The sequence below is a fragment of the Bifidobacterium saguinibicoloris genome (assembly GCF_019331725.1).
GTDB lineage: Bacteria > Actinomycetota > Actinomycetes > Actinomycetales > Bifidobacteriaceae > Bifidobacterium > Bifidobacterium saguinibicoloris.
This window is the reverse complement of sequence record NZ_JAHBBF010000005.1, coordinates 115305-140235: the sequence shown is the minus strand read 5'-3', so window position 1 is coordinate 140235 and position 24931 is coordinate 115305. Positions and strand designations below refer to the sequence as shown.

Genomic DNA, 24931 nt, shown 5'->3' with positions numbered 1-24931 from the left:
CGAGGAGGGTGCCGCCCATGGGCGGCACCCTCCTCGTCGTTCGCGGATCGTCACGGACCCGCCGCAGAATGTCCTGCCTGGCCTCAGTATTGTCCGGACTGCGACGCGAGCGTCCAGCCGTCATCGTAGGCGTGATGGTCGGTCACCTGCGTCTTGTTCTTGAGCTGGTATTGGTCGCTGGCGGTGTCGCCGTCGTCGTCCCATGTCGGGTCGATGAGCAGCCACGTGCCGTCGATCTTCACGTAGTTCCACGCGTGGCTCGCCTTCGTGCCGGACACGCTGCCGGTGACGACGCGCGTGTCCAGTCCGACGGCCTTGGCCAGCGCCTGGTACGCGTAGGCGTACGACATGCACACGCCTTTGCCATTCACCGCGCCGAGCGCGCTCCACGCGTCTGGATATGCGGCGATCGCCTTTGATGAGCCGAACGCGTTGGCGCTGCCGTAGTCGACGGCGGCGTATGCGTCGTAGTCGTAGGTCATGCGGGAGGCGAGGAACCGGTCGATGGCCACGGCCTTGTCGCGGTCGGACCCTTGGAACGAGCCCGAGGCCTGCTTGACGAAATCGGCCAGCTGCTTCTGACGGGCCCGGTAGTCCTTCGGGTATTTCACCCACAGCACGGTCTTGTCACCGTTCTTGCGCGCCGTATACGTGATGCCCTCCGAATCGGTCTTGATGTACGGGTTCTGGTAGACGATCTCCTTCAGCACGTCGGAGGTGCCGGACTGATAGTCGTCGCTGGCGTATTCGGTGATGTCGATGACCTCATGCCCGTTGAGGATGTTGTTGGCCAGATACGTGCCGTAGTCGTTCGACGCGTAGGTGAAGTACGGCGACTTTTTGGTGTCCGAATCTATTTTCTTCTTGTCGTATCCGGTCCAGTCGGTGTCGCCATGCACCGCGTTCATGCGGTCGAGCAATCCTCCGGCCTTGGGCAGCGCCTTGATCGCGGCCTGCGTGATCGTGTCGAACGCGGCGTTGAGGTCCCCCTCGAAATAGAGCCTGCCGGTGCCCGTGATCTTCGTGCCCGGAGCCGAATACGTGAACGTCCAGCTGTCACCCTGGTTGTGGCCGGTCCGCTTCGGCTCGCTGAACTTGCTCGGGATGGGCACGGTGGCGCCGTTCGCCATCGTCACGAAGGTGTAGACGTACGCCTGCATGTCCTCCTCGGCGGTGTTGTCCTCGCCGAACACGCCCTTGAGGTTGTAGTAGCGCTGGTTGAACTGCGCGATGTCGGCCACCTTGAGCGGGATGGACGGCACGAGGTCGTTCGCGTCGGTGGCGTGCCAGCGTCCCTCGTGGCCGTCGCCGTCGACCGCCATCACCACGAAGTACAGGCGTCCGGCCGAATCGGCGTCCCATGATCCGTCGGCGGCCTGCATGATGTTCGCGCAGGTCTCGCTTGTGTCGTTCCGGCAGGCGCTGATGCTGTCCTGGTTCTCGACCATGAGCGACTGATAGGCCTCGTTCTGACTCCATGTGGACGTGCCGGCGGATTCGGACGCCTGGTACTTCCTGACCTTGTCGTAGTCCTTCGAAAGCAGCTGGGTCTTCGTGGTCGAGCCGATCTTCCTGACGAGGTCCTGTTCCTGCGAGTAGTAGTCGTCGCCGGGCTTGCCGACCTGCGGGAGGACGATGTACGTATAGACGTCGTACGATTTCGCGCCTTCGACCTTGCCCCACGAGATGTCGACGCCGCCTTCCGAGTTGATGGTCGGAACGACGTCGTCCACGGTCGTGAGCGGTGAGGCGTCCTTGGATGATTCCGTGTCCGTCACGGTGAAGAATTGGACCGATGGTTTCGCGAGGCGTTTGCCATTGTCTCCCATGTACTGCACGTAGTAGTAGCCGTCGGAAGGCAGGAACCCGTGTTCGGCGCCGATGGAGTCGCCGTGGCGCATGTATTTGGGGATGTCCTGGCTGCCGCCGAGGGTGATGCTGCCGTTGGCGTTCTCGCTGTCCGCCGGGTTGGCCGACGCCATCGACGGCACCGGGATGCTCAACGAGGCGTCCTGATACACCTTCGCGCTGTCATTCACCGCCATTTCGGCGCCTTTGAGCGCGAATCCCTCGTAGGAGTCGGATTCCACCGACGCCGGGGACTTCAATGGGATGGTGAACTCGTAATAGTTGTCGACGGCGATTGGATCGCGCAGATCGTACTTGTCCTTGTCGAATGCCGCGTACACCTTGTCGGCGGAGGGAAGCGCCACACCGGCGATGGTGCCGTCCGATCGGGTGTGCGGCATCATCCGGTAGGCGATGACGCCGCCTCCGACGGCGATCGCCAGTACGGCGAGGACTGCGACGAGCACGATCCACCAGCGGCGGTGGCGTTTCGGCCCGCCGTGTCGGCGTGACGCGCCGTGCGGGGGAGCGGTCGGGGGCTGTTGCGGAGGTTGCGGTTGTTGGATGGGCAGCGGTGGCCGCGGCGGCTGTGGCGGCTGCGCGGGGTATTGGTATCCGGGGCTTGGCTGCTGCGGCGTCGCGGGCCATTGTGGCTGCGGGGGTTGCGGCCGCGGCGGATACGCGGCTTGCGTCTGCGGAAGCCCCTGTCCCCGCATCGGCTGCGCCTGCTGCGGCTGGCCGTATGCCTGCCGAGGTTTCTGGCCCAGGTCCGGCCGTTCCGTCCCTCGCCCCGGCTCCTGTCCGCCACGTTGCGATTCCGTCATCGTCTCCCCCTCGACATGCTGTTTTCCGGTTGAGTGAAATTGTAGGGCTGCGGCAATACGATGCGCAAGGAACGAAGCAAGGAGATGGAACGATGCCGAACACCACCGCCATGGGACAGCCGCGTGAATCCTCCGGGAAACCGGAGCGGTTCTTCAACCTGCCGGTCACGATCCTCATCATGGCGAGCTTCATGCTCGGCATGAGCGAATTCGTCGTCGTCGGCATCCTGCCGGACATCGCCCGCGGCCTCGACGTGTCCGAGGTGACCGTCGGCAACCTCGTGGCGCTGTTCGCGTTCGTGTACGCGCCGGTCACGCCGCTCGGCTCCGCGATCTCCGCCCGATTCCCACGCTTCGCCACCTATCTGACGCTCATGGGCGTCTTCCTCGCAGGCAACCTCCTGTGCGCGCTCGCGCCGAACTATCCGGTGCTCGTCGTCGCCCGCATCATGATCGCCCTCGTCTCCGGCACGCTCGTCGCCATCGCGATGACCTACGCGCCCGACGTGACCACCGAACGCTACCGCACCAAGTTCATCGCATGGGTGTTCTCCGGCTTCTCCATCGCCTCGGTCGTGGGCGTGCCGTTCGGCACGTGGGCGGCGAACACGTTCGGATGGCGCATCACCTTCCTCATCATCACCGCGCTCACCATCGTGCTCATGGTCTTCATGGCGACGGTCCTGCCGCGCAACTCGCACCCGGTCACCATCGGCTTCCTCCGCCAGTTCCGTCTCTTCTTCGACCGCCGCATCTGGGGCGGCGTGCTCACCGTGGTATGCGGCGCCGCATCCAGCTACGTCTTCTACACATACCTGACCCCGATCATGCGCGACGAGATCGGCGTGCCCGAACGCTACGTGAGCATCGGCCTCGTCATCTACGGCGTCGCCTGCCTGTGGAGCAACCTGTACGGCGGCAGGATCGCCGAACGCGGCCGTGGCGTCGAGCCGCTGGCCCGCACCCGCCCCATCTTCTGCCTGCATGCGGTGCTGCTGTGCACGCTCGCGCTCGCCGCCGTCGTGCCCGTCTACGGCGCGCTGCTGCTGGTGGCGCTCGGCATGATGATGTACCTGTTCAACTCCGCCTCCCAGGTGCTGTACATGGATGTGGCGGCGCAGGCGCACCCCGGTTCGATGAACCTCGCCGCCTCGCTCAACTCGATGAGCTTCAACATCGGCATCGCCATCGGCTCCGCCGTCGGTGGCCTCGTCAACGACTTCCTAGGCCTCACCTGGCTGGGACCGGTCGGCGCGGTCTTCTCCGTCGGCGCCATCGTCATCACCACGCTGCTGCGGCGCGACATGCCGTCCGCTGGCGTCGGCGCGGCCGACGCATCCGATGCGGACTGACGGGCCGACGTCTCAGACCTCGGCGCTACAATGGCGGCGATGACAGCACGCAAGCCCAAGGGGAACCGGACCTCGACGCGCAGGACGCGTCGGACCAAGACGCGGGGCGCCACGGCCAGACGCGACAGGAGCCGGAAGACGTCCGGCGGGCCGTTCGCACGCCTCGCCCGCATGTGGAGGAAGGGCGGCAAGCCCGCCCGCGCCGGCATGCTGGCCACGGCCGTCGTCGCCGTCATCTGCGTGATGGCGCTCGTCATGGCGGGCGTACGGTTCTTCGGATGGCGTCTGGAGGTGCGCGCGGCCGAGGAGCGCCAGCTGCAGCTCTCCCGGGAATATGACTTCGACCCCGGCGACATCATCTCCGACGGCCAGTTCTTCAACGGGAACGCGATGAGCCGCGCCGAAGTCCAATCGTTCCTCGAATCGAAGGGCGGCGCCATCGCCTCCATGACGTTCGACACGCAGGACAAACCCGCCGACGCCCAATGCAAGGCGTACGAGGGCGCGAAAGGCGAGACCGCCGCGGCCATCATCGACAAGTCGGCGCGCGCCTGCGGCGTCAGCCAGAAGGTGCTCCTCACCGTCCTGCAGAAGGAACAGCATCTCGTCTCCTCCACGGCCCCCACGGACTTCCAGATCAAGGCCGCCATGGGATTGAGCTGTCCCGACGACGCGGATTGCGACCCCCAATACGCGGGGTTCTTCAACCAGGTGTACGGCGCCGCCAACCGGTACCGGTACTATGTGGCGCACGAGAATCGCTACGGCTACCACGCCGGCCGGCTCAACACCATCCAATACCATCCGAACACCGCCTGCGGCGCCTCGGAGGTGTACATCCGCAACAAGGCCACCGCATTGCTCTACATCTACACGCCCTACCAGCCGAACGAGGCGGCGCTCAAGGCGGGCACCGGCGAAGGCGACGCCTGCTCCAGTTACGGCAACCGCAACTTCGCGATCATCTACCGCGGCTGGTTCGGCGACCCACGCGGCATGTAGACGCGCGGCGTGTAGACGGTCCGGAACGTCTCAGACGAGGGCGAGCGCGACCAACGCCGCCAGATAGACGACGAGCGCGCCGGCGAACGCCGCGTCGCGCGGGGTGACGCGCATCATCCGCCAATGCGTGCGGCGGATGCCCTCCTCGTAGCAGCGGGCGTCCAGCGCGAGCGAGAGGTTGTCCGCATGGCGCAACGCGCCGGCGAAGATCGGCACGATGATCGCCGTCATCGCCCTCACGCGCCGCGGCAGCGACCCCGTCTCGATGGAGCCGCCGCGCGCCGCCTGCGCGTCCGCCACCGCCTGCGCCTCGATGGTGAGCGTGGGGATGAACCGCAGGGCGAGACTCAGCACCAGCGCGATCTCCTGCGTGTGCATGCCCAGGCGCCGCAGCGGCGAGAGCAGCGCGGCGAACGCGTCGGTGATCGCGGTGGGCGTGGTCGTGGCGAGGAACACCGCCCCCAGGATGATGACCAGCGCGAAGCGGCACGCGTACAGCACGGCCGTGGCCACGCCGTCGTCCGTCACCGGGACTGGGCCGATGGCGAACAGGACGTCGCCTGTACGTACGAAGAACACGTTGAGCAGGCCCATCACGGCGAACAGGCCGAGGAACACCCTCACCGAGCCGAGGAGACGCGCCGGACCGATGCGCGACGCCGCGGCCACACCTGCCGTGAACGCCACGCCGAGCAGCAGCTGCCGGGCGTCGCCGATGCCGAATGCGGAGAACATCGCCACGAGGAACGCCGTCATCTTCACGCGGGGGTCGAGGCGTGCGATGGGGGAGAGACGGCCGGCGTCACGGGGGACCGCGCCGGGGACCGCGTGGGAGACCGGGTGCGGGGGCTGGAGCTCCGACCCGCGCACATCGTCCGTCGCGCCTGCGTCGGCGTCGCCCGCGAGCCGCGAGATCTCCCGCATGTCCACGATCCGGTCCGCCACGCGATGTGCCTCCGCATGGCTGTGCGTGACGACGAGTACGGTCACCCCCTGCGCGTGCAGGTCGTCGATGAGCCGGTAGACGCGTTCGCGGCCGTCCGTATCCAGACCGGCGGTCGGCTCGTCCATGACGAGCAGCTTCGGCCGGCATGCGACGACGCCGGCGATGGCGGCGAGCCGCTGCTGTCCGCCGGACAGGTCGAACGGGGAGCGGTCGGCGAGACCGTCCAGTCGCGCGAGCCGCAGCGCGGCGTCCACGCGCGCCGCGATCTCGGATGCGGGAAGATGCTGGTTCGTGGGTCCGTACGCCACGTCGTCGCGTACCGTGTCCGCGAACAGCTGGCGTTCCGGATGCTGCATGACCAGTCCGACGGTGCGGCGCAGCTTCGCGCGGTCGCGTCGTTTCGCCGTGTCGACGCGCATGCCGTCCACGACGATTGTCCCGGCGTCCGGCTTGTCGAGCGCGCAGACGAGACGCAGCAGCGTCGACTTGCCGGAGCCGTTCGCGCCCATGAGTGCCACGGTCTCGCCGCGACGCACCTCGAGCGACACGTCGCGCAGGATCGGCCCGTCGCCGCCCGGGTAGGCGTAGGAGACGTGCGATACGGACAGCATGGTGTCGGCGTCCGACGTGTCGGCATGCGACGGGCGTGACGGGGAGACGACGGCCGCGTCGGATGCGTCGGATGCAGCGGGGTCGTCGTCGCGCGGTTGCGGCGACGCGGGGGCGTCGGCGTCCGCGACGCGGCTCGCCTCCAGCCGCACCACGCGCGCGGCGCGCGCGATCTCGTCCGGATGGTGCGTCACATGCACGATGGTCGTGCCGCCCGCGTGCAGCTCGTCGAGCACGTCCATCACTTCGGCGCGCGCCAGGGGGTCGAGCATGGCGGTCGGCTCGTCGAGCACGAGCAGACGCGGGCGCATGGCGAGCATGCCGGCGATGGCGGCCCGCTGCTGCTGGCCGCCGCTCATGCGGATCGGGTTCGCGCCGCGCATGTCGTCCAGCCGCACGGCGTGCAGCGATTCCGCGATGCGCGCGCCGATGCCGTCGTGCCCTTCGCGCGGCACGCCGAGGTTCTCCGGTCCGAACGCCACGTCGTCCTCGAGCACGGTGGTGACGAGCTGGTCCTCCGGATTCTGGAACACGGCGCCGATGCCGCGCCGGGCCTCGCGGTAGGCGTCCGCATCCGGGCCGTCGGCGGAGAAGACCGTGCGGCCGAGCAGCACCACCGTGCCGGCGTCCGGCGCGGCGAGTCCGGCGATGAGACGGGCGAGCGTCGACTTGCCGGAGCCGTTCGCGCCGGTGAGCGCCAGATAGTCGCCTTCGCGGACGGTCAGGGAGGCGTCGTCGAGCGCCCAGGTGGCGCCGCCGTCGTAGCTGAATCGGATATGGCTGAGTTCGGCGAGGTTCACGTCGGGGTCCTTGCGTCGTGTCGGAAGACGGCGACGGCCGTGCCCGATGGAATCGGGGCACGGCCTTGCCGGGATGCCTGTGTATGGTGACGGACGCCGCATGCGCGGCGGGATGGGGCGGCTACTTGTCGAGCAGCTTGGTGATCGGCTTGTAGATGAGGAACGTGACGACCGCGTGGATTACGAACTTGAGCACGTTGAACGGCAGCAGGATCGGCACGATCATCGCCGCGACCTGCGCGACGGTCATATGCGCGTAGATCGGCGTGATGACGAGATTGCCGCCGATCGCCGCCGCAAGCGCGACCACGGCGCCCACGACGATGCCGATGACGGCGCCTTTGCGCGTGCGGTTGCGACGGTAGATGACGGATGCGGGCAGCGACAGGGCGAGCGCGACGAGGATGGCCATCAGCGCGCCCCACGGATCGGTGAACGCGTGCGGCAGGAAGCCGAGCACGGAGACGATGGCGGCGGCGGCCGGGCCGAACGCGAAGCCGGCGATGAGGCTCACAATGCCGGACGGATCGTACTTGAGGTACGGCGCGGCCGGGAAGATCGGCAGTTCGATGAAGCTGGTGACAATCGCCAGCGCGACGAACAGCGCGTAGACGGCGATGCGGCGGGTGGACCAGCGGCCCGAATCGGCGACGCCCGTGGCGTGCGTCCCGGTGGCGTGGTCGACCTTCGTGGACTGGATATGGCTATCAGAAGATACGCTCATGCGAGCTCTCCGTTTCTTCCATCCGGACTGTGACCGTTGGCTCCGGAATCCCACCGGATCGGCCGCCGCAGCGGTTCGCGGGCTTCCCGCCTTCCCCGTTATGAATCCCGGGGGACGGGTTACCGCCAGTAAGGAATTGCACCTTCCCTGAAACTGACAGCATCCTGTATACGCGTGGGCGTGGATTTCACGCAAATCCCGTTTCACTGTGCGGGAAAACGCAAGGCATGCGAAACGGCCCTCCGTATGACGCGCGTGTCGATGCGGAGGGCCGTCGGACCGTCGGGGATGATGGACGGGCCTACTTGTGGAGGAACAGTCCGCCGTCTCCCCAGGCCCACCGGCCCTGGCCGGCGCCGATCTGGAAGTGCAGCTTGGCGATGCCGAGGTCGTTCGACGCCCAATGTTCGTCGCCGGCGGCCGGGTCGATGTGGGCGGCGGCAGTGTCGTCGTCGGCGTCGTAGGTGAACGTGACCGGCTGGCGGTTCATCGCGCTCGGCGCCTTCATCGCCGCCTCCACACCCGCGCGGAACCATGCGGGCGCGGCTTCGCGCGCCTCGGCGGACATGCCGGCGGTGAACTGCTCGAACGTCTTGGTGGGACGGTGCGTGCGCTGGAATTCGGCGAGCTCCTCATAGGATTTCGCCATGCGTTCCACGTGATGCTCCGGGTGTCCGATGACCACGCCGAGATACAGCTCCTCGCTGTTGCGGATGCGGCAGTGCCGGGCGGCTTCGGCGCGGTCCCAGCTGCCGGCCACCCACAGGGTGCCGAGTCCTCTGAGCGTGGCGGCGAGCACGGCGCGCTCCGTGTAGAAGCCGGCGCGCTCCCGGGCCTCCTCGTCGTCCTTCGGGCCGACGACGGCCAGGTAGTTCGCCGCGTTCGTCAGGTGTCCGGAGGCGTTCGCCTCGGCGAACACCTTGGGCTGGTCGCGGACCAGCTGGAGGTCGAGCCCGCCGATGAGGTTCAGCGGGTCGAGGGTCATGTCGATCTGGCGGGCCATGTCGTCGTCGATGGGCTCGTCGTCGTAGGCGCGGACGGCGGTGCGGATGTTCACCGCGTCGATGAGTTGCGTGTGTTCAGCCATGCGTCCCATTATGGCACCGCGCCGGCGCGATGCGGGCGGGCTGCGGACGTGATGTGCGCGACAATCCGTGCAAACGTATGCACGGATTATGGGACCAGGGGCATGTCGTCCGCCGGCACGGCGATAGGATGCTAAGGAATGCCCATCGTTCGCAAACAGCAGGAGGAGAGGTCAACGATGATTGAAACCGCACAGGCCTTTGGCGTCGACATCGGAGGATCCGGCATCAAGGCGGCCCCCGTCAACCTGGAGAAGGGCGAGTTCGCCGAGCCCAGGCTGAAGATCCTCACCCCGGAGGTCTCCACCCCCGAGGCCGTCGCCGCCATCGTCAAGCAGCAGCTCGACCACTTCGAGGTCCCCGATGACGCTCCGGTCGGCGTGGCTTTCCCAGCGCCCATCAAGCCCGGCCAGCCGCTCGACTTCATGGCCAACCTGGACCAGTCCTGGGTGGGCGTGGACGTCACCGCCGTGTTCTCCGAGGCGTGCGGTCGCCCCGTCACCGTCGTCAACGACGCGGACGCCGCCGGTCTCGCCGAACAGCAGTTCGGCGCCGCCAAGGGCAAGGACGGCCTTGTCATCGCCACCACGCTCGGCACCGGCATCGGCACCGCGCTCATCATGGACGGCGTGCTCGTGCCGAACACCGAGCTCGGCCACCTCATCCTCGACGACAAGCATCCGGACGCGGAGAAGTACGCCGCCAGCTCCATCAAGGACCTCGAGGACCTCAGCTACAAGAAGTGGGCGAAGCGCCTCACCAAGTACTACGGTCTCATGGAGAAGTACTTCAACCCCGACCTGTTCGTCGTCGGCGGCGGCGTGAGCCGCAAGGCGGACAAGTTCATCCCGTTCATCGAGGTGAAGACCCCGATCGTGCCCGCCGCGCTGCGCAACGAGGCCGGCATCATCGGCGCCGCCTACTACGCCAGCACCAAGCAGCGCTGACCAGCCGGTCTCCCGGCTTTCGGACCGCCCGTGGACGAACGTCCCCGGGCGGTCCTTTCGTATCCGGCCGCGTCCCGTCGCGTCCCATGCCCGTCGCTCCGCCGGCGATGCCGGGCGGCGCGATACAGTGGGGGCATGACCGTTCGATTCTCCTCTCGCGTGGACATCTCCGCGCCCAATCCAATCGCCGCGGCGGAGGCCGAGGCGCGTGCGCGCGGCGTCGCGCTCGGCAAGCTCAACGACTCCAACCCGACCCGGCATGGTCTCGCCCCGGCGCAGGTGCCGGGCGTGTACACGGCCGACCCGCGCGGTCCCCGCGCGGCGCGTGAGGCGCTGGCCGCGTTCCTGTCCCGCGCCGACGGCGCCGCGCCCGTCGACCCGGATTCCCTCTATCTGCTGAGCTCCACGTCCGAAGCCTATTCGTGGCTCATCAAGCTGTTGTGCGACGCCGGAGACGCGGTGCTCGCCCCGAAGCCGGGCTATCCGCTCATCGAATCGATCGCGCGTCTCGAATGCGTCGACACCATCGAATACCAGCTGCAATTCGACGGCTCGTGGTTCATCGACACCGCCGCCATCGAACAGCTGCTCTACTCGGAGGACGGCGAACGCATCCGCGCGCTCGTGCTCATCAATCCGAACAACCCCACGGGATCGTACGTCAAACCGGAGGAGCGCGAGACGCTGGTGCGTCTGTGCCGCGAACGCGGCATCGCCATCATCGCCGACGAGGTGTTCTACGAGTATGCGCTGGAGCCGTTCGACGGCAACGCGCGTCTCGCCGGCGAGACCGGTGCGCTCACCTTCGCGCTCGACGGCTTCTCCAAGGCGCTCGCCGCGCCGCACGCCAAGGTCGGCTGGATCCGCGTGTCCGGTCCGGCCGAGGACGTGGCCGAGGCGCGGCGCCGTCTCGACGTCATCGCCGACGACTACCTGCCGATGAGCGACATCATCGCCGACCGGATGCCCGAACTGCTGGCCGCCGCCCCCGGCCAGACCATGCGTGTGCGCGAACGCGTGCGCGCCAACCTCGCCGCCCTGCACGCGATGCTCGACCGGGACGAGACCGGCGTGGTGAGCGTGCTGCGCGCCGAAGGCGGATGGAACGTGCTGCTGCGCACGCCGGCGGTCATCGACGAGAACGAGCTCGTGCTGCGGCTCATCGGGGAATCCGGGCTCACCGGACAACCCGGCTATTTCTTCGACATGACCTCGAACGGATATCTCGCGCTATCGCTGCTGCCCGAGCCGGACGTGTTCCGTCGCAACGTCCGCGCCGTGCTGGACACCGTCGCCGCGATGCTCGCGTGACGGCATCCGGCCGGCGTGCCTTCGGCCGGACGGGCGGACGGCCGGAGGTTCAGTCGGCGGCCTTGGACTCCTCGTATCTGCGGCGGATCAGGTCCATGTAGAACGCGACGGCCTCCTTCGGGGCGCCGTCGAACGCCACGTGGCCTCCGTCCAGCACGATCGTGCGGTCGATGGCGTACTCCGGACGGACGATCATGTCGGTGTCGTGCGTGGCGACGATGACCTGCTTGTCGTAGGTGAACAGCGCCTCGGCCACATGCCGCGTGCCGATCTCGTCCAGTCCCTTCGACGGCTCGTCCGCGACGATCGCCGAAGGGTCGAAGGCCAGTGCGGCCGCGATCGCGAGCAGATGGCGTTTCTCCGAGTCGAGCTCGGCGGCCTTTACGTTGCGGATCTGCTGCAGACCGAAATGCGCGAACAGGTTGCCGATGCGCGCCGAACGCTCCGCGTCCGCGATCTTGTGCTTCTTGAGCGACTCGTCGACCGCCTTGACGATGTTTTCCGCGCGGTAGAAGGAGTTCGGGATCTCCTCGCGGCGGACTTTGCCGACCCATTCGTCGACGGTCTTCAGATCCTTCTTCGACGACGTGTCGAGCGTGAGACCGGCGCCGGCGAGCGTCACGGTGCCGGTCGACGGTTTGAGCGAGCCGTCGAGCAGTCCCAGCGTCGTCGACTTGCCGGAGCCGTTGAGACCGATGACGGCGACGCGTTTCTCGGTGATGACGAGGTCCGTGGGGTTGAGCCCCACGTGCCCGTCCTCGTACATGTGCCCGGCGCCGGCGAGCGTGAACGTGACCGACGCGGGCTTCGGGGTGTCCCTGCGGGAAAAGAAAAAGCCCATGGCACCCAGTCTAGTAGCGGACCGGAGACCATGGGCGTGGGATGCGCACGGACCGTCAGGCGAAGTAGAAGCCCTTGAACCCGTAGTGGTAGACGCGGTAGATGTAGCCGGTCGACAGCTTCATCTTGTACTGCGCCTGGAGGTTGCCGTTGTCGTCGTAGACGCCGAAGACGCCCTGCATGCCGGTGTCCACGAGGTTGATGGAATCGGTGATCTCCTGCGAGGAGCTCACGTACGGGGAATACGGCACGTCGAAGCTCTGCACCTCGGTGTAGGTGCCGGCCTTCTCGTCCACCAGATACTTGCGGAACTGGGAGTGCGAGTTCTTGTCCTTCGAGCTCTGGGCGGTGGAGATGCCCTTGATGGTCGTCCAGTCGAAGTCGGGACGGGTCATCGCGTAGCCGAAGTTGTTGTCGAACATGTAGATGTAGTACTGGCCGTCGGGCAGGGACGGATCCTCCTCGTAGGTGATGGAGTGCTGGCCGCCGGTGTCGCCGAAGTCGCCGATCTTGGTGAGGAACTTCTCCTTGTAGGAGGTGCCGTCCCACACGGTGGGTTCGCCGATCATCCAGCTGACGCTCGGGTCGCCTTCGATGTCGTCCACCTTGATGATGGTGGAGGTCTCGCGGGCGGAGAACAGCGCGGAGCCGTCCGGCAGCAGCTGGATGGTGTTGAAGTGGATCCAATCCCAGCGGTTCGTGGCGGTCGGGTCGGACTCGTCGATGCCGGAATGGTCGGTGGACTGCTTGTAGTCGGGGAACACCTCGCCGAAGTCGATGAGCTGCGTGACCTTGCCGGTGGTGGTGTCCACCTTGATGACCTGGTCCTGCACCGCGTGGTCGGAGCGCGTGAGGTCGGTGGCGAGGGAGACGATGTCGCCGTCGGAGTCGAGCGCGTAGTCGTGGTGGAGGATGAACCGGTCGCCCAGATTGATGATCTTGACGAGCTTGCCGAGACGGTTCATGCCTACGAAGTGCTTCGTCGAGGCGGAGAACCACATGAGGCCGTCGTCGTCGAACAGGAGGCGGTGCGAACGGTAGTACATGACCGGCACCTCGCCGCGCAGCACGCCGTTCACGTCGTAGTAGTACATGAAGTCCTGCTCGTTGGAATCGTTGCCGAGGATGGCGTACAGGCCGTCGCCGAGCGCCTGCGTGGCTTCGGACGTGGGGTCGACCGGCTGTTCGAGACGGACCTCCTCCGCGCCGAGGAGATTCGCGCCCGTGCGGGTGATCTGCTTGGTGCCGACGGTGGCGCCGGAGGGTGAGGGTGATGGTGTTCCTCTTGCCGGGGATGAGGCCCAGGATGAGGAATTCGTGCGTGGTGGCATAGTCCTCGCCCTGCTCGGCGGTGGCGGAGAAGTCCGGGTAGCCGTCCGCGCTCACCGTGTAGGAGACGCTGGACGCCTTGTCCGTGGTGAAGTAGACGTACAGCGACGTGGTGTTCGTGCCGTAGGGGTTCTCGGCGATGAACGGGTCGTCGAGCGTCGCGGCCGACTTGTCGCGGTCCGAGGCGAGCTGTTCATCCGCCATCTTCTGGTAGCCGTCAGTGTAGATGTTGGCGATGCGCGCGTTGAGCCGTTCGATGCGCCGCTCCTTGATGGATGCGTTCACGTTGTCCTGGGTGAGCAGGCACATGCCCGCCGCCACCGCGAGGGTGACGATGGCCGCGGCGACTTTGACTGCGATGCTTCTGGCTGCGATGCGTTTCATTTGGGGATGTCCCGACCTTCATACGATTCGTGTTCCGCATGCGGATTGACTTGTTCAGTATTATGCCGGAGCCCTTGGAAATCGTGCCTTTTCGCTGAATGCGACCTGAAGGTCCGCTCGTGGTTCACAGGGAGAACCACGACATCACGTCGAGGTACAGCCTTGGATTGCCGGAGACCATCTCATCCTGACGTCCGGGGGTGAAACAGGAGAGCGCCGCCACGGCCACCGAGCAGAGCAGCACGGCGAACACCAGCAGGCGGACGGCGTCACGCGCGACCGCGCGCGCCCGGAGGGGGCGTCGTTCCCGCAGGAACGGCGCGGCGGCGGTGGGCCGTGGATCGGCGTCGCCCAGCACGCGCAGCATCACGGGCAACGCGGCGAAGGCGAACAGCCAGCCGAAATCGCACATGTACCGCCAACCCAATCCGGCGCTCGCTGCGTCGAACACGGTCAATCCGGCGCCGAGCGGCAGCATCGCGAGCAGCATGTGCCTGACCGGCGCGGACCCGGACGGCCAGCCGCGCCTGAGGAACGGCAGCACCGATGCGAGCGCCAGCAGCGGGCAGAGGACGAACAGCCCGCCGACCATCGGCTCGGCGAACGACCATTCGGGGAACGGCGTGGGGGAGATGCGCACGAACGGGAAGCCGCCGAGCCGCAACGGCAGGAACAGGTAGTAGCCGACGGCCAACGGTATGTCCTGCACCGGCTCGTGGAACCGTGTCATGTCGGTGACCGTCAGCTGGTACGCGTTGCCGAAGTCGAACACCGAACCGAACCGCGCATGGTTGTAGGCCATGAGCGGAGCCACCGGCACAAGCGCCGAGACGGCCACCACGCCCGGCGCGCGCAGGGCGTTCGGCAGACTTGCGCGCCCGGCGGCGAGCGCGGAGGCCAGGGCGCGGATCTGCGGCCAGAACAGCGGGAATCCCAGCAGCGCGGCCAGGCAGAACGTGGGACGGCATCCGAAGTTCGCGGCGATGCACAACGCGCCCAGGCCGAGTCTGGGCAGCGACAGCTCCGGTGCGCCGTCCACGCTCCACCGGTCCGAGGGCGTGAGCGGACGCGACGACGTCCGGGCGCCCAGCCACAGCCACAGGCCGAACGACGTCAGCGCCACGGAGGCGGCGAACGGCACCGAATAGAAATTCACCCGGTAGCACAGGTATCCGAAGTTCGCGGCGACCGGGACGAACACGAGCGCCATGAGCGTGGCCGCGAGCGACGTGCGCGGTGCCAGACGGGCGATGAGGCGGATCGTGAGCAGCCACAATCCGAGCAACGCCAGGAACAGCAGCAGATGCATGGCGGCCGCGTTCGGCAGGGTCCGTCCGGTGAGCAGCCGGTACGGCAGGAACAGCAGCACGGCGGGCAGCACGCCGAAATACGAATACCAGCGCCCCTGATAGAACGCGTGGTCCCAATAGATGGGGGTGACACCCTCGGCGAGGAGCCTGTTCCGGGTGTCCACGTCATACGGGTCCGAGGCCGAGGCGAGCGCGTCGGGCACGGTCAGATCGAGCCAGGTGCGGCCGTGCATCAACGCCTCCGCGGTGTACCCGTACTGTTCGAAATCATACGTATAGCCGCCGGGCGCGTGGAACACGAGCGGCCACGCGTAGGACAACTGCCAGGCGATGTTCGCGGCCGTGACCACGGCGATGGGGGCGAGCAGGGCCACGAACCCCCATCGCTGCGTGCGGCTCGACGTGTCGAGCCGGATGCGCCACAGGGGCGAGCCGGGCCGCCAGACGGCCACGGCGAGCGCCAGGGCGGCCATCACGCCCACGCGCAGCCAGTCGAAGACGAACGGCACGCGCACGTTGGGCCGCACCTCGTCGATTGGCACCACCGCGCCCTTCGCCTCGCGGATCCATACGCGCATCATGCCGGCGCCGCTCGCATGGATGATGAGCGAGCGGGGCGAGGCGGGGGAGATCGTCTCCTGCGGCGAGGCCTTCCCGTCTACCTCGGCGCTCACATGCACGACCGACACGGTCGCCAGCTGCGGGGCGATGACGTCCACGCGCGCATACTCCGACGTGCCGTCCGTCTCCGTCTGGAGCCATGCCTGCGTGGGGTCCGTGACGCGCAGCAGCCCGCCCTCGACCCGCTCCAGACCGGGGCCGAGCGTGTTCTCGGCGGACACGGAGTCCGTGCTCGCGCCGAACGACCCCCAGAACGGCAGGTTGAAGCCGAGACATTCGACGGCGAGGATGAGCAGCGCCACGGCGAGCGCGAGCGCGGCCGTGCGGCGGCGATGACGGAGCTGGCGGGGAAGATGGGGCACGGGGACCATTCTACGGTCGATTCCTCTCAAAGCATCATCGGAGAGGCCATGTCGGGTTGCGTTGGGACAATGTGAGGCATGTCAGCACGTAGTTCCCATTCCCCGCAGCGTTCCCCGTTCGATTCGTTGAAGGACGCCATGGGGGCCGCCCGCCGGTTGGCGAGGCGGCTCTCTCGTTCCGGGCGGAAGACGATGGAGGCGGTCGATCCGTTCGGTGCCGTCGTGGACCGCGCCGCCCGCGAGGCGATGGCCGCCGGGGCGTCCGCGGACGCCCGGGACCGTGCGGAGATGGATGTGGTGCGGGAGCTTGCCAGCCGTTCGCGTCGTCTTGGGCCGTTGGTGAAGCGGCGTGTGTTCGACTTCGACGACGTGCCGGGCCGGCTCGCGCTCGGCTGGGCGCAGCTGCCCGGCCCCGGCGGCGTGCATGGGGCCGGCTTCTCGCTCGGTGTGTTCGCCGACCGTGACCATTTTTCCCAGATCGCGGTGGCGGACGGCAAGGGTCGCGTGTTCGTCGGCTCCGAGATCGGTATGGATGTGCAGACCATGGAGCCCCGGTTCATGTTCGCCAGGGAGCAGCGTGAGGGACGCGTCTCGGGCGGCATCGTGGGCAGGGACGACACCGGCCGCATGGTCTGGCTCGCCTCGTGGCGCCGCGAGCATGACCGGTACACGCTCGAGCAGCTCCGGTATCCGCTCAGGCGCGAGATGCGCGTCGGACTGGAGTATCGGGACGCAGTGGCCACCGCGTTCTTCGCCGCGTACATGCTGCCGCAGATGAGCGGCATGCTCGTGGGATTCGGTGCCGGCAACATCTTCCGGCGCCTCAACCGGGAGGCGCCGATGGGCGCCATCCGCCGTTCCGTGCGCGACATGCTCCGGGTGCGCGCCCACGGCATGCGCGTCTCCGGACTCGAGGACCATTTCGCCGAGCTCATGCGTGAGGCCGGCGCCCTCGACGAGGTGCGCGGGCTGGAGGCCGTGCACGGCGCCGAACCGCTCCACCTGTACACGTCCAGCTATTCCGGCGCCTACTTCTTCAACTGGGATTCCTCGCTCGCCCTCGAGCCCGCGCTGCGCGCGCTCGCCATCGAAGGCAACCTCAACCGTTTCGCACAGACCAGCGCATGGCTGGAACGCAACGCGCGCCTGGGGCTCACGCCCACCGAGGAGACGGTGACGCGCGAGCAGGCCGCCACCATCGACATGCAGCTGCTGTGCAATCCGGCGCTCATCGCGCTCGGACCGGGCGACGCCACCGACGGCGCGGCGATCCGGACCGCCGGCGACGGCGTCGACACGGACGGTATCAACACGGACGGTGCCGGCGGCAACGCGATGACCGGACTCATCGAGGCTGCGCACCGCATCGCCCGCCACATCGGATCCGCGTCAGGGGAGAGGCAGGACACCGGATCGGAGTGGGTGTACCGCCAGAGCATGGCCCTGCTGGTGCGCCGCCTGCGTCTGCCCTACCGGTTCGACGTGGAGATCCGCTCCGACCTCGCCGAAGGCCGCGTGGCCGTGGGCTTCACCACGGCAGGCGTCTCGATGATGCCCGCCACCCGATACGACGCCGCCGCGCACCGGTGGGTGACCCTGTCCTCCCGGGAACGCGCCGAGATGAGCGCCGACTACAATCTGCGCGTCGGCCTCATCATGGCGGCGTTCAGCTTCGCCGTCAGCGACAAGGTGCACGAGGTCTCCCTCCACGTGGATTCGCTCGGCCTCGAGGAGGCGCTGGCCGAACAGGATTCGGCCATCCGCGAGATGATGAGCGAGGCGCTCGGCGCGTTCGAACGCATGCACACCGGCGGCATGGGCGCGGTGCGCGGCGGCAAGGCCGAGCCCAAGGACGGCGACTTCCACGGCGATCCCCGACGCACGCCGGCACGTCCCATCGCCGACGGAACCGACGCGGACGGCGCCGGGACGACGGACTCCTCCTCGCCGGACGATGCCGGACAGGACGGCGAGGACAGTCTCGACCGTCGGTTCGAGGACCTCATGAAGGACATCGACATCGACGAGACCGCGTTCGCCGTGCCGTCCGGAGAGCAGGACGGCGACGTGGACGGATTCGGCGGGACCATGGACGGCGGCGCCGGCGAGGACGTCGCGGGGGACGCGAACGCCGACGGCGCCGACGACGAGGGACGGCACGACGATCCGATGGGCGTCCTCAAGCGCAACCCCACCGTCCGCAACCTCGCCACCGTGACCTTCACGCGCGAGGCGTTCCTCACCCGCATCGGCCAGGACGCGCTCGACCACCCCATGGACACGTACCGCATGTTCGACGCGGTGATGGACGTGGACGGAGACGGCGCCCTCAGGCCCGTCAACGCCGGATTCGACCTGCGCGACCCGGCCTACGCGCCGCAGGGTTCTCAGGAGGAGCCGGAGATGTCCGACCGCACGTTCACGCCGGCCGTCGCCGCCGTGCTCGGCACCGACCGGGCCGTCGGCCTGTCCATCCAACGCGTCGACCTCATGCAGCGCGCCGAAGCGGACTTCCACCGGCTCGCCGCCGACGATACCTTGCCTTCCGTGACCAAGGCGCAGGAGGCCATGCGCATCGTCGACATGATCGGCGACCCCGAACTCACCGAACAGGCGCCGCGCATCACCAACGCGCTCATCGACGGCATGGACACCCCGTCCGTCACGCTCGCCATGGCCGACGAACTCGACAAGGAGCGGCTCAAGGCACGCGACCTGCTGTTCGGCGGTCAGGTCGACCAGGCGTTCGAGACCGCGGAGGCGGCGCTCGCCCGCGTCGACGCGCTGTACGCGCGCGGCGACGGCGTGCCCCGCTACTTCAACTCGTACGCCGAACGCGTGATCTACAACCGCCTGTTCGCCACCTCCGGGGAGCGCACCGTGCTCATTCCGGACAACCTGTTCTACGCGCACATGGAACTCGCCGACGTGCTCGCGCAGGTCAAGGGCGTCGAGGCCTCTCTCAAGCATCTCAACGCGATGGTGGCGTATGCGCCCGCCTACCCGCTCACCCACCTGAAGCTCGCCATCCAGCTCGCGCGCCGCGAGGACTGGGATTCGGCGCGCGCCGCCTGCCTCAACGCGCTGCGCGTGGCGCTCGACCGCGACGACGCCGCGTTCGCCTACTACCGCTTCGCCTACACCGAATGGATGCAGGACCGGTTCGACACGGCCGTGGCGGCCTACCTGATGAGCGACCACATCGCCCCCGGGCAGATCGCCGCGTTGGAAGGCGAGCTGCAGGAGCTTGTGGCCCGCGCCGATTCGCAGTGCATCCGCGTGCCCGAGGACGTTCAGGAGGCCGCCGAACTGCTCGCCGCGAACGATCTGCCCGTCTGGCCGCACACGGAGGTGGCCGGCATCGTGCGTGACGCCGCCCGCCTGACCGTCGACGAAGGCCTGTTCGTGCCCGCCCGCACCCTGTCCGTGGCGGCGGCGCGCATGAACGACGACGACGGCACCGGCATCGACGTGGTGCAGGCGCAGTTCATCCGCTCGCTGACCGCCTGACCTGCGGCAGCCCCGTCAGGCGGTCAGCAGACGCTCGGCGAGCGCGCGGAACTCGGCGCCGATGCCGTCGCCCCTCAATGCGCCTTCGGCGTCCAGCACCGCGGGGCGCCCGGCCTCGCCGGTCTCGCGCAGTTCGGGCTCCAGCGGCAGCTGCGCCATCAGCGGCACGTCGTAACCGAGGGCCTCGGTCAGCTGTTCGCTGACGCGCTCGCCGCCACCCTCGCCGAAGATGCGCAGTTTCTCGCCCTTATGCTCGTAGAAGCTCATGTTCTCGACGACGCCGCGCACCTTCATCGGCACCTGCAGTGCGACGAGTCCCGAGCGCACGGCCACGTCGGACGCGCTCGGCTGCGGGGTCGTCACGACCACGAGTTCCGCGTTGGGCAGCGCCTGCGCCACCGAGATCGCCATGTCGCCGGTGCCGGGGGCCAGGTCGAGCAGCAGCACGTCCGGCTCGCCCCACCACACGTCGGACAGGAACTGTTCGAGCGAACGCTGCAGACGGGGTCCGCGCCACAGGATCGCGCGGTCGGCGCCGGCGAACATGCCGATCGAGATGAGCTTGACGCCCCACGCGGTGACGGGCATGAGCATGCCGTTCAGGTTCGTGGGCTGCGTGTGCACGCCGAACAGGCGCGGCAGCGAGAAGCCGTAGATGTCCGCGTCGATGGCCGCGGTGTCGTAGCCGAGCGCCGCGAACGTGGCGGCGAGGTTTGCGGTGACGGACGACTTGCCGACGCCGCCCTTGCCCGAGGCGATCGCGAAGATGCGCGTCTTGATGCCCGGCTTGTTGAACGGGTTCTGCCTGCGTTCGGCCTTGAGGTCGGCGACGAGGTCGTCGAGCTTGTCGCGGCTCATCGAACCGACCTCGATGCGCGGGGTGAGCGTCGCGTCCGGGTAGGAGGCGACCGCGCCGTTGATTTGGTTGGTGATGGTCTCCGAGAGCGGGCAGCCGGGGACGGTGAGTTCGACGTGCACGGTCACGTCGTAGGCGTCGCGCTGCTCGTCTCCGCCGTCGGGCGCGGGCGTCGCGTCGATCGCCGCGATCATGCCCAGGTCGGTGACGGAGCGTCCGAGCTCCGGATCGATGACGCGGCTCAGCCGCTCGTAGATGGCGGCTTCGATGTCACGGGTATCAGTCATGCGTCCTCCTCGTCTGTTGCCGTCGTATTGCCGCGTACCACAGTAGCGTGCGAACGCCCGCCATGCCAGAGTCAGGCCTCGCCGGTCTCGAGCAGCGTCGCGAACCGGGCCTCGTCGAGCATCGGGATGCCGAGTTCCTCGGCCTTCGAGGCCTTGGACCCGGCGTTCGCGCCGACGATCACGTAGTCGGTCTTCTTGCTCACCGACCCGGCCGCCTTGCCGCCGCGCGCGATGATCGCCTCCTTGGCGGAGTCGCGCGAGTATCCCTCCAGCGAGCCGGTGACGACGACGGTCTTGCCGGCGAGGGTCTGCGGCAGGCTGCTCGTCTCGGCCGCGGCGACGCCCACGCCGGCGGCACGCCAGGCGCGCAGCGTCTCGCCGCGCCAGTCGCCGGGTTCCTTCGCCGCCGTGAACCAGTGCACGACCGATTCCGCAATCTCCGGTCCGACGCCGTCGATCTCGGTCAACTGCTCGACGCTCGCCGAGGCGATCGCATCGAGCGAGCCCAGCGACGAGGCGATCAGGCGCGCGGTCGGCGGGCCGAGCCGGCGGATCGACAGCGCGACCAGCACGCGCCACAGGTCGGCGTGACGCGCCTTGTCCATCTCGTCGAACATCTTGCGCGTGTTCTCGCCGGGGCGGACGTAGACGGGCACATCGGTCTCGCCGTTGCGCGTGCGCTTGTGGTCGACGCGCACGATGACCGCGTCCGCCGGCACGTCGTAGTCCGGATACGCGGTGACGGTGACGTCGTCGACGTGCGCTCCGCCGGCGCGCGCCGCCAGCTGGCGGGCGGTGAGCTTTTTCGCCGCGGCGGGCGCCGCCCAGAACGCGGGCACCTGATGCCACAGGCCGGATCCGCCGACGCGCTTGCGCACCTTCTTCTTCCGTCCGTTCGCGCCGACGGTCTCATGCACCTCGATAATCGGCGCCTCGCGCCACACGCGCACGTCGCGTAGGTCGGCGGCGGTCAGGGCGAACAGTCCCGCCTCGCTGGACAGGACCGGCGTCTGCGGTTCGGGCAGCGTCAAACCCGTGACCGGCTCGTACGGTTCCGGCTCCTCGCCCGGCTTGACGAGGATCTCGGTGATGTTCGGCGCGTAGGTCGCGACCGACCCGGGACGGTTCTCCTCCGGGTTCGTCAGTGCTATCGCCGACTGGTCGCCCAGATGCTCGATGTCGAACGCCTTGCGCGAGGCGAGCGAGATGACGCGTTCGGTCAGCTGCGCCGGGCAGCTTTCGACGTTCGGGCAGCGGATGTCCTTGTCGCCCTCCTTGGCGGGGGCGAGCTTCGCGCCGCAGGAGGGGCAGTATTCGGGCATGACGAACTCGCGCAGTTCGCCTTCGCGGCCCTTGCGGCGCTCCAGCACGGGCCCGACGAGTTCGGGGATCACGTCGCCCGCCTTACGCACGACGACCGTGTCGCCGATGAGGATGCCCTTGCGCTTGACCTCCGAGGGATTGTGCAGCGTGGTGCGCGCGACAGTCGAACCGGCCACGTAGACGGGTTTCAGCACCGCGACCGGAGTGACGCGACCGGTGCGGCCGACCTGCACGGTGATGTCGAGCAGCTCGGTGTTGACCTCCTCGGGCGGGTACTTGTACGCGATGGCCCAGCGCGGCGCGCGCGAGGTCGCGCCGAGGGAGCGCTGCAGCGCCAGGTCGTCGACCTTGACGACGATGCCGTCGAGCGCGTGCTCGATGTCGCCGCGATGCTCGCCGTAGTAGTCGATCATCTCGAGGATCTCACCGAACGACGTGACGGTGCGGTTGTGCGGCGAGACCGGCACGCCCCATTTGGTGTACAGCGCGTAAGCCTCGGACTGGTCGTTGACGATATCATGCTTTCCGGTGCGGCCCGCGCCCCAGCGCAACGTGCCGATGCCGTGTGCGTAGAAGCTCAGTCGCCGGGTGGCGGTGATGCGCGGGTCCTTCTGGCGAAGCGACCCGGCGGCGGCGTTGCGTGGGTTCGCGAACGGCGCGCGGCCGGCGTCCTCCTGCTCGTCGTTGAGCGTGTGGAAGTCGTCCCAGCGCATGAACACCTCGCCGCGGATCTCGACGAACTCGGGGATGTCGTCCTTGTCGCCGCCGAGGTTCGCGGGAATGGAGCCGATGGTGCGCACGTTCAGGGTGATGTCCTCGCCGGTGACGCCGTCGCCGCGCGTGAGCCCCTGCTCGAGCACACCATTCCTATAGATAAGATTCAGCGCGAGACCGTCGATCTTGACCTCACAGCTCATCGGCAAGGGCTTGCCCTCCGGCCAGTCGAGGTCGCGCAGGACCGAATCGTACCAGTCCCTCAGTTCCTCGATGGAGAACACGTCGTCGAGGCTCATCATGCGCGAGGGGTGGCGTACGGACGCGAAGTCGTTGGAGAACGTGCCTCCGACGCGGTGCGTGGGGCTCTGCGGGTTGTCGAGCGCGGGGAACGTGGCTTCGAGACGCTGCAGGCACCTGAGGCGCGCGTCGTACGCGGCGTCGGAGGAGACGGGCGCGTCGTCGATGTAGTAGGCGATCTGGTCGGATTCGACCCACGCGGCGACGCGCGCCCACAGGCGGGCGGCGTTCTCCGCGTTGAGCGTGTTCACGTCGAGACGGTCGAGGCGCACGGCGTCCGCGTCGGTGGGCGTCAACGCCGCGATCCAGCGTTCGCCGCCGGGCGTAAGGCCGGCGATGCCGTCGTCGGCGACAGGCGTCGGCGCGGACGCGCCGCGGCCGGACCCGGCGCCGTCCGTCATCGCGTCGAAATCCCATGCAAGCTGTTCGTCCGTCATATCCCTGCCTTTCGTGCGTTCCGCGCGCGTACCGCAACGATTGTACCCGGCGGACCGAGCAGAGAACGGTTCCCTGTGTACGGTCCTACTTCCCGGCGCGCCAGATGTCGGGCTCGACGTAGATCTCCCACTCGTACCAGGGCAGGGCGGTGCGGATGCTCGTCTCGATCTTGTCGACGGTCTGCACGTCGTAGTCGCGGTCGAACTTGTCGGTCTCGACCTTGAGGCACAGCAGCACCGCGTCCTCATCCATGTGAATGGCCTGCATGTTGATGAGCCGGTTCACGCCCTGCGTGCCTTCGACCGCGGCGACGAGCATCTCGCGCGTGCGCGGGTCGATGTCCTCGCCGATGAGCAGCGAACCGGACTTGAACGCGAGCGCCGCCGAACCGCACACCAGCACGAGGCCGACCAGAAGGCCGCCGATCGCATCGTACAGTTCGTCGCCGGTGGCGATGGACAGGCCGATGCCGAGACCTGCGAACGCGAGGCCGATGAGCGCGAGCGTGTCCTCCATCATCACGGAGGCGAGTTCGGCGGACTTCGTGCGCCTCCAGAACTTGACGAGCGAATCGCTTTCCACCTTGACGCGCTTCATGCGGTCGCGCGCCTCATGCACGGACGTGTGCAGGCCGTAGCCCTCCAGGCATGCGGAGACGGCGACGACGACGAGCGCGGCGACGAGCTCCAGCGAATCGGCGTCGCGCGGCACCGTGCCCTCGACCAGTCCCGTCAGTTTGCCGACGGCCTGCGAGACGGCGAACACACCGCCGACGAAGAACAGCAGCGTCGCCACGATGAAGCTCGCCAGATACTTGATGCGGTGCAGGCCGAACGGGTGGTCGCCGTCGGTCTTGTGGTCGGACGCCTTGTCTCCCACCATGAGCACGAGCTCGTTGGCGCAGTCGGCCACCGAATGCACGGATTCGGAGAACATGGACGACGATCCGGTGAACGCGGCGGCCGCGAACTTCGCGAGCGCGACGCCGATGTTGGCGGCCAGCGCGGCCTTGACCGCGGCCCCCGTCTTGGCGTCGGCCTTCCCGTCGGCGGCATTGGCGGCATTTGCGTTGGATGACGATGACGATGACGACATATTAATCCCTCTGTTTCCTCGTTCCCGGAACGTCATTGTATGACGGGAGGACGCGCCGGAGCACGCCGATGGCCCATATACGGGAAAGCCCCGCCGGCGTGAACCGTGCGGGGC

15 protein-coding genes, 1 pseudogene and 1 riboswitch are annotated in these 24931 nt (G+C 67.9%); of the genes and pseudogenes, 5 read left to right on the top strand and 11 right to left on the bottom strand.

The window, feature by feature from the left end:
• Positions 1–83 precede the first annotated feature (83 nt).
• Positions 84–2315, bottom strand: a complete 2232-nt coding sequence (locus tag KIH78_RS10800; RefSeq protein ID WP_219131544.1) for a transglutaminase domain-containing protein — start codon at positions 2313–2315, stop codon at positions 84–86.
• Positions 2316–2764: 449 nt separating this feature from the next.
• Between KIH78_RS10800 and KIH78_RS05180 the strand changes: the two genes are divergently transcribed.
• Positions 2765–4024 (top strand): MFS transporter, encoded by a 1260-nt coding sequence (locus tag KIH78_RS05180; protein ID WP_420830120.1) that lies wholly within the window; start codon positions 2765–2767, stop codon positions 4022–4024.
• Positions 4025–4063: 39 nt separating this feature from the next.
• Positions 4064–5026 carry a hemagglutinin gene (locus KIH78_RS05175; RefSeq protein WP_420830119.1) on the top strand — a complete coding sequence of 321 codons (963 nt, stop codon included), beginning with the start codon at positions 4064–4066 and terminating at the stop codon, positions 5024–5026.
• Positions 5027–5056: 30 nt separating this feature from the next.
• On the opposite strand, the gene KIH78_RS05170 is transcribed toward KIH78_RS05175, so the two are convergent.
• From KIH78_RS05170 to KIH78_RS05160, 3 genes are all read right to left on the bottom strand, one after another.
• Entirely contained in the window at positions 5057–7381 is a 2325-nt protein-coding gene (locus KIH78_RS05170) for an energy-coupling factor transporter ATPase (RefSeq protein WP_338024117.1), read from the bottom strand.
• 121 nt (positions 7382–7502) lie between these two features.
• Positions 7503–8105, bottom strand: a complete 603-nt coding sequence (locus KIH78_RS05165) for an ECF transporter S component (protein ID WP_219131542.1) — start codon at positions 8103–8105, stop codon at positions 7503–7505.
• 6 nt (positions 8106–8111) lie between these two features.
• A riboswitch (FMN riboswitch) is annotated at positions 8112–8264 on the bottom strand.
• Positions 8265–8406: 142 nt separating this feature from the next.
• The gene (locus tag KIH78_RS05160) at positions 8407–9192 is read right to left on the bottom strand and encodes a nitroreductase family protein (RefSeq protein ID WP_219131541.1); all 786 of its coding nucleotides are present in this window, start codon (positions 9190–9192) and stop codon (positions 8407–8409) included.
• A 177-nt stretch (positions 9193–9369) separates the two neighbouring features.
• Between KIH78_RS05160 and ppgK the strand changes: the two genes are divergently transcribed.
• Together ppgK and KIH78_RS05150 are read left to right on the top strand one after the other, a co-directional pair.
• Positions 9370–10137, top strand: a complete 768-nt coding sequence (gene ppgK / locus KIH78_RS05155; RefSeq protein ID WP_214315223.1) for a polyphosphate--glucose phosphotransferase — start codon at positions 9370–9372, stop codon at positions 10135–10137.
• A gap of 135 nt (positions 10138–10272) precedes the next feature.
• Positions 10273–11448, top strand: a complete 1176-nt coding sequence (locus tag KIH78_RS05150; protein ID WP_219131540.1) for a pyridoxal phosphate-dependent aminotransferase — start codon at positions 10273–10275, stop codon at positions 11446–11448.
• A 49-nt stretch (positions 11449–11497) separates the two neighbouring features.
• Here KIH78_RS05150 and KIH78_RS05145 read toward each other — a convergent pair whose 3' ends face one another.
• The 4 genes and pseudogenes from KIH78_RS05145 to KIH78_RS05135 form a co-directional block, all read right to left on the bottom strand.
• Entirely contained in the window at positions 11498–12289 is a 792-nt protein-coding gene (locus KIH78_RS05145) for an ATP-binding cassette domain-containing protein (protein ID WP_219131539.1), read from the bottom strand.
• A gap of 55 nt (positions 12290–12344) precedes the next feature.
• Entirely contained in the window at positions 12345–13619 is a 1275-nt protein-coding gene (locus KIH78_RS05140) for an aryl-sulfate sulfotransferase (protein WP_236034424.1), read from the bottom strand.
• Positions 13603–13821 (bottom strand): annotated as a pseudogene (locus KIH78_RS10590) (aryl-sulfate sulfotransferase N-terminal domain-containing protein); the annotation flags it as partial. The pseudogene KIH78_RS10590 and the gene KIH78_RS05140, both read right to left, overlap by 17 nt.
• Before the next feature lie 304 nt (positions 13822–14125).
• Complete coding sequence (locus KIH78_RS05135; protein WP_219131538.1) at positions 14126–16303, bottom strand: hypothetical protein; 2178 nt, start codon at positions 16301–16303, stop codon at positions 14126–14128.
• Positions 16304–16372: 69 nt separating this feature from the next.
• On the opposite strand from KIH78_RS05135, the gene KIH78_RS05130 reads away from it, so the two are divergent.
• Positions 16373–19804 carry a tetratricopeptide repeat protein gene (locus tag KIH78_RS05130; protein ID WP_219131537.1) on the top strand — a complete coding sequence of 1144 codons (3432 nt, stop codon included), beginning with the start codon at positions 16373–16375 and terminating at the stop codon, positions 19802–19804.
• Positions 19805–19819: 15 nt separating this feature from the next.
• On the opposite strand, the gene KIH78_RS05125 is transcribed toward KIH78_RS05130, so the two are convergent.
• The 3 genes from KIH78_RS05125 to KIH78_RS05115 form a co-directional block, all read right to left on the bottom strand.
• Entirely contained in the window at positions 19820–20947 is a 1128-nt protein-coding gene (locus KIH78_RS05125) for an Mrp/NBP35 family ATP-binding protein (RefSeq protein ID WP_219131536.1), read from the bottom strand.
• A 71-nt stretch (positions 20948–21018) separates the two neighbouring features.
• Entirely contained in the window at positions 21019–23685 is a 2667-nt protein-coding gene (gene ligA / locus KIH78_RS05120; protein WP_236034429.1) for an NAD-dependent DNA ligase LigA, read from the bottom strand.
• A 121-nt stretch (positions 23686–23806) separates the two neighbouring features.
• Complete coding sequence (locus KIH78_RS05115) at positions 23807–24817, bottom strand: cation diffusion facilitator family transporter (RefSeq protein ID WP_219131534.1); 1011 nt, start codon at positions 24815–24817, stop codon at positions 23807–23809.
• Between the last annotated feature and the right edge of the window lie 114 nt (positions 24818–24931).